General features: G+C 66.4%; 3 protein-coding genes. All 3 read right to left on the reverse strand.

Going from position 1 to position 2,997, the window contains the following annotated elements; all coding sequences use genetic code 11:
• Window positions 1-86: 86 nt before the first annotated feature.
• The gene (locus SE92_RS26635; protein ID WP_063200087.1) at window positions 87-590 is read right to left on the reverse strand and encodes a DUF6496 domain-containing protein; all 504 of its coding nucleotides are present in this window, start codon (window positions 588-590) and stop codon (window positions 87-89) included.
• A gap of 69 nt (window positions 591-659) precedes the next feature.
• Window positions 660-1,442 carry an alpha/beta fold hydrolase gene (locus SE92_RS26640; RefSeq protein ID WP_063200090.1) on the reverse strand — a complete coding sequence of 261 codons (783 nt, stop codon included), beginning with the start codon at window positions 1,440-1,442 and terminating at the stop codon, window positions 660-662.
• A 4-nt stretch (window positions 1,443-1,446) separates the two neighbouring features.
• Window positions 1,447-2,742: an O-acetylhomoserine aminocarboxypropyltransferase gene (locus SE92_RS26645; protein ID WP_063200093.1), complete on the reverse strand. Its 1,296-nt coding sequence runs from the start codon at window positions 2,740-2,742 to the stop codon at window positions 1,447-1,449.
• Between the last annotated feature and the right edge of the window lie 255 nt (window positions 2,743-2,997).

Raw genomic sequence — 2,997 nt, forward strand, 5'->3', positions numbered from 1 at the left:
ACATGAGAAACTCCGAGCCATCCGAATACGGCGGCATCGTCTGGCGTCGGTCTCAGCCATTCAAATCACAAGGCCGCTACATCAGGTTAGCTGCGGCGGCGCGTCCTGGTGCGCGCCGCCTTCTTCGCGGCGGCGGAGCGGACTTTGGCACCCTTGGTATGGCTCGCTTTTCGCGCGGCCGCCGAACGCGACGCGGCCGTTCGCCGGCTCGCAGCACGTTTGCCCTGCTTCGACAGCGTGCTCCGCGATGCGGTCGAGCGCGGCTCCTTCTTCAACACGCCTTCGACGGCGCGCGACACTTTCGGCCGGCGCTTCGGCGTGCGCTTGCCCTGGCCGACCTCGTAGGCATATTTAGCGCTGCGGCGCGTCGCCTTCTTGGTGCGGCCCTTGCGCGGTGGCGGCAGGTCGACGCCGGCGCGGCGCGCCTCGGACAGGCCGATGGCGATGGCCTGCTTGGTCGAGCGTGCACCGTGCTTGCCTTTGCGGATCCTGTCGATCTCGTCCTTGACAAATTCGCCGGCCTGCGTGCTTGCCGACTTTCCGGCGCGCTTGTCCTGCTTCGCTTTGCGGATGATCTCTTGTCTTGGCATGGGTCGAGTTCCCTTTGAGGATCATAGGGATGTCTGACCGAAACGCATGACGCGAGCGATTGATCCTTTTCAGTTCCGCAAGGCCGCCAGCAATTCATCCGGCCGTTCGGCCATGATCATGTGCCCGGCGCCCGGCACCACGACGGTCTTCGCATGCGGAATCGCGGCGGCGAGCGCCTTGCCTGCTTTCGCGGGTGTCATCATGTCCCGCTCGCCGAGGATCAGCGTCGTCGGCACCTTGACGGTCGCGGCGGCTTGGAGCGCGCCTGTGTAGGCATTGCAGGCGGACAGATCCTTGAACAGCACGCCGGGTTCGCACGCCTTCAGCACCGCCTGCGCGCCGCCATGCATCCACAGGCCCGGCGCGAGGCTGCCGCCGAGCTCGGCGTTGAAGCCGAGGCCCCAGATCGACACCATGTCGTTGGCATCCTGTGAATTGGCTTCGGCGGCCTTGAGCAGATCCGGGCCGACCGTCATGGTCGCGGCGGTCCCGATCAGGCTCAGCGCTGAGACCTTGTCGGGATGACGTGCCGCGGTCTCCAGCGAGATCAGCGATCCCATGGAATGGCCGATCAGATGCGCCTTCGCGGCGCCTGCGGCATCGAGCAGCGCCGCGGTCCAGTCCGCCATCTCGGCGATGCTGCCGAGCGAGGGGCCGGCTGAGCGGCCGTGCCCCGGAAGGTCAGGCGCCAGTACGCCAAACCCGTGATGGGCGAACCAGCGCGTATGCAGCGCCCAGGTCGAATGGTCGAAGCCGGCGCCATGGATGAAGACGACCGTAGGCAGGGTCTTGTCGAAGTCGCGGCCGCCGGTGGCGGCGAACACCTCGAGGCCGTTGACGGAGAGCTTCATGGTGTCAGACCTTTTGCGAGATGCGCAGCGCCTGCGCGAGATCGTCGATGATGTCGCTCGCGGTCTCGATGCCGACCGAGAGCCGCACCAGCTCCTCACCGATGCCGGCGGCCTTGAGCTGCTCGGCGTCCATCTGCTGATGCGTGGTCGAGGCCGGATGGATCACCAGCGTCTTGGCGTCGCCGACATTGGCGAGATGGCTGATCATGCGCAGGCTCTCGATGAATTTGCGCCCGGCCGGGCGTCCGCCCTTGATGCCGAAGGAGATGATCGAGCCGGCGCCGCGCGGCAAGAGCTGCTTGGCGAGCTGATAGTCGGCGTGCGTCTCCAGCGAGGGATGCAACACCCAGTCCACCGCCTTGTTGGACTTCAGGGCTTCCAGCACGAGGTGCGTGTTCTGCATGTGGCGGTCCATGCGCACGCCCAGCGTCTCGACGCCCTGCAGCAGCTGGAACGCATTGGTCGGCGACAGGCAAGCGCCGAAATCGCGCAAACCCTCGGTGCGCGCGCGCATGATGAAGGCCGCCGTGCCGAACTGCTCGTCGAAGACGATGCCGTGATAGCCGCCATAGGGCTCGGTCAGCACGCCGAACTTGCCCGATTCGCGCCAGTCGAACCGGCCGCCGTCGACGATGGCGCCGCCGATCGCGATGCCGTGGCCGCCGATCCACTTGGTCGCCGAATGCATGACGATGTCGGCCCCTAACTCGATAGGCCGGCTGAGATAGGGTGTGGCAAAGGTGTTGTCGATCAAGAGCGGGATTCTTGCCTCATGCGCGATCGCCGCGACCTTGGGAATGTCCAGCACCTCGAGCCCGGGATTGCCGATGGTCTCGCCGATCACGAGTTTTGTGTTCGGCTTGATGGCGCTGCGGAACGCGTCGAGATCGCGCGGTTTCACAAATGTCGTGGTGATGCCGAAGCGCGGCAGCGTGTGCGCCAGCAAATTGATGGTGCCGCCATAGAGCGAGCTCGACGCGACGATATGGTCGCCGGCGTTGAGCAGCGTGGCGATCGCCAGATGCAGCGCGGCCATGCCGCTCGCGGTGCAGATCGCGCCGACGCCGCCTTCCAGCGCCGCGAGCCGCTCCTCCAGCACGCCGGTGGTCGGATTGGAGATGCGGGTATAGATGTGCCCCGCGCGCTCCAGGTTGAACAGCGCCGCGGCGTGGTCGGAATCCTGGAACACGTAGGACGTGGTCTGGTAGATCGGCACCGCGCGGGCCCCGGTCACGGGATCCGGATGCTGGCCCGCATGCAGGCTCAGGGTCTCGAAGGCAGGCGGTTTCGGCGCGGGCATGCGTGGCCTCGTTGGTCGGTCGCGAGGCGGTTCTTGTGCCACAAAAATGCGCGCGAAGTCAGCCCATTGACATCGCTGCGACGACGGTGTGCTCCCTCCCCCGCTTGCGGGGGAGGGTTGGGGAGGGTGTCTCCGCGTTGGGGGTGTTGAGAATTTGCCGAATGTCCCTGCGCGGAGAGAGCCCTCACCCGCCGCGCGCGGGACGATGCTTCGCATCGCCCGGGGCGCGTCGGCCTCTCCCGCAAGCGGGAGAGG

The sequence above is a fragment of the Bradyrhizobium sp. AT1 genome, assembly GCF_001590795.1.
GTDB lineage: Bacteria > Pseudomonadota > Alphaproteobacteria > Rhizobiales > Xanthobacteraceae > Bradyrhizobium.

Bases quoted from the DNA above. Each gene is read 5' to 3' on its own strand.
- SE92_RS26635 (WP_063200087.1), bottom strand. From the start codon at position 590: ATGCCAAGACAAGAGATCATCCGCAAAGCGAAGCAGGACAAGCGCGCC.
- SE92_RS26640 (WP_063200090.1), bottom strand. From the start codon at position 1,442: ATGAAGCTCTCCGTCAACGGCCTCGAGGTGTTCGCCGCCACCGGCGGC.
- SE92_RS26645 (WP_063200093.1), bottom strand. From the start codon at position 2,742: ATGCCCGCGCCGAAACCGCCTGCCTTCGAGACCCTGAGCCTGCATGCG.